The sequence below is a fragment of the Methanobrevibacter sp. genome, assembly GCF_045636185.1.
In the GTDB taxonomy this organism is placed as follows: Archaea; Methanobacteriota; Methanobacteria; order Methanobacteriales; family Methanobacteriaceae; genus Methanocatella.
Map to the genome: position 1 here is coordinate 1 of NZ_JAZTXC010000092.1, position 1968 is coordinate 1968.

The 1968-nt window shown below is 29.9% G+C and carries 3 protein-coding genes; all 3 read right to left on the reverse strand.

Annotated elements, in window-relative coordinates; translation table 11 throughout:
• Nucleotides 1-64 precede the first annotated feature (64 nt).
• The 3 genes from ACKI3Q_RS05405 to ACKI3Q_RS05415 all read right to left on the reverse strand — a co-directional run bounded on the left by ACKI3Q_RS05405 (nt 65) and on the right by ACKI3Q_RS05415 (nt 1790).
• A complete protein-coding gene (locus tag ACKI3Q_RS05405; RefSeq protein ID WP_407415020.1) occupies nt 65-691 on the reverse strand; it encodes a hypothetical protein in 627 nt (208 codons plus the stop codon).
• The gene (locus tag ACKI3Q_RS05410; protein WP_407415022.1) at nt 688-1143 is read right to left on the reverse strand and encodes a hypothetical protein; all 456 of its coding nucleotides are present in this window, start codon (nt 1141-1143) and stop codon (nt 688-690) included. Before ACKI3Q_RS05410 ends, ACKI3Q_RS05405 begins: the two co-directional genes overlap by 4 nt.
• Nucleotides 1144-1343: 200 nt before the next feature.
• Nucleotides 1344-1790 carry a hypothetical protein gene (locus tag ACKI3Q_RS05415; protein ID WP_407415024.1) on the reverse strand — a complete coding sequence of 149 codons (447 nt, stop codon included), beginning with the start codon at nt 1788-1790 and terminating at the stop codon, nt 1344-1346.
• Between the last annotated feature and the right edge of the window lie 178 nt (nt 1791-1968).

Sequence of the window (1968 nt, forward strand, 5' to 3'; positions counted from 1 at the left end):
CGGTTGTAGGATTGGGAGTATTCAAACATAGCGGTCATTGTTTAGGTTTTATTTCAATTTGATATTATGGACAAGTGGTATATGGATTACCACACTGGTTAAAAGGTGCGAGCCAACCTTCTATTTCATTGCCGTCCTCAACAATTGCTTCTATATAAACCCAATTTCGTTTTGTATTAAGGATTGGCACATGTTGAGGGGAATTTATGTTAGCCACTATTGGTGATTTAAAACAAGGCTTTTTATAAATAGGGACAGAGGTGTTTTTTTCATCATCAGATACTAATCCTCGAATATTTAATCCTATATCACCTTTTTTTATCCAAAACTGACCTATATTGGGATAATCAAAACGCACAAAGAAGAAGTCTTTTTTTTGTGATATAATAGTCACCATGTATCCTGCTTCCTGTTCAGCTTGCAAATCAACCATTTTAACGAAACACGTATCATGGCAATCGGAATAAATGGCGAAAGGCTCCTTATTTTTAAAGTGAGTATATCCTTGTATACCATCTCTCGTATATCCAAGTTGTTTGCGTTGAATGCATGAGCTAACAAGGAAAATTGTCATTAATAGTAGAAGATATTTTTTCATAATGTCAAATCTTTCAGAATGAGGAATTTTTAGATGATTCATATATTTGGGTTGGAGGTGCTGATTTCCATTATATTCTGTTGTTTTAATCATTGTATATTTATTTTAAATAAAAAATCTTCCGAATTAAAAGCAAGCGCTTCAACAACAAAAATATTTTCACAGAGACAAAATATGTTCTTGACAAACCAATCAGGTTTTAAAGAATCTGTTTTCTGCAGACCATCCTCTGTCCAACAAAAGATTTCCATTCCATTATATCTGTCACTATCCGGTAAGTCATAAGAAATTATGTACTGATTGGAAGCACAATAATGTGACAATGTTTTTACAATGTCACCATTAGATTTGTCTACGAACCATGTCTCTTCATTTGAGAAACGTATAACTTTTAACACATACACATTAAAATGATCAAGAAAACCTAAGTACTTGAATTTTATATATTCGTCAATATAATTTTCTGATGAGTTATTTCTAAATTCTAAACTTCCATCATTATCCAAAGGAAGAGAAATATAATCGCTTTCTTCTTTTACAAACAACAATGTGTCCAACGCCAAAGCAACATATTTATTTCTTAATGAATGATATTCATTCTCTGATATTGTTTGTATATTTATATTTTGCGCAGAACAAAAATAATGATACATACATAATACTAAAATCATTATTGTTTTTTTCATTTTAATCTCTTCTTATTTGTAACATAAAACTATTTAAACCATCCAATTGTTGGTTGAATTCAGTCTCTACTATATATTATGTATAGCATTGATTTTGACGGATTATATATAAAAATTACAATACCCATTTTATTATGATGCATTACACTATAATAACTTCCCTTATTATTAATTAAATCATCATCAACAAACTTTGCAGTCTTCTTGTTGTTCATTAAATTACCTATGTGTGTGAGATCCTGAACCATGCCGTAATGTTGATTCTCTTTTTCAATCGGCGTAGGATTCCATTGCGAATAATTAAACTTTGAGATGCCTTTCAAATCAAACATTTTCTCATAATCAGGATACGTATAAAAGCTTGTATCTGGAACAAAACAAGATATATAATATTCAAAATAATCCAAACAAGAACCATCAAATGTATAACCAATCATATCTACATAGTTTTTCTTCTCAATTTTCACCGACTTTTTGCCGAAAATCATTTCTGGTGTCCATTTCATAAAATAGAATATATCATTTTCTTTGACATATATAAACATTAGTGTTGATATAAACACTGATAATAATATAAATAAAAGGATTATTTTTCGTCTCATATTATTTAAGGCAGGTTCTATTTATTAACTTTTTATCCTTAATCGTGGGCAGAACCGCATTATTCCCATGATTGAAGATTTA

Coding starts and splice junctions, on each gene's coding strand:
- ACKI3Q_RS05405 (WP_407415020.1), bottom strand. CDS start 691: ATGATTAAAACAACAGAATATAATGGAAATCAGCACCTCCAACCCAAA.
- ACKI3Q_RS05415 (WP_407415024.1), bottom strand. CDS start 1,790: ATGAAATGGACACCAGAAATGATTTTCGGCAAAAAGTCGGTGAAAATT.